A 228-nucleotide genomic window follows, 5' to 3' on the forward strand; every position below is an offset into this window, starting at 1 on the left:
AGAAAGGTTGCGCTTCAGAGGCGCTGGTGCTGCCTGCCGTTGGGTAGCGCACATGACCAATCCCGATGTTGCCCTGCAGTCGCTGCATATGGCGCGCTTCGAACACATCGCTGACCAGGCCGATGGCTTTACGCAAACGGAAGCAGTTAATAGCATCGATGGTACAAATGCCGGCGGCATCCTGCCCGGGGTGCTGGAGCACCGTTGACGCGTCATAGATTGGCTGGT

General features: G+C 58.8%; 1 pseudogene. It reads right to left on the reverse strand.

The annotated features are described in order from the left end of the window. Window positions 1–220 (reverse strand): annotated as a pseudogene (locus KVT28_RS27595) (amidophosphoribosyltransferase); the annotation flags it as partial. Between the last annotated feature and the right edge of the window lie 8 nt (window positions 221–228).

It is taken from the genome of Pantoea sp. GbtcB22 (genome assembly GCF_019091025.1).
GTDB lineage: Bacteria > Pseudomonadota > Gammaproteobacteria > Enterobacterales > Enterobacteriaceae > Pantoea > Pantoea leporis.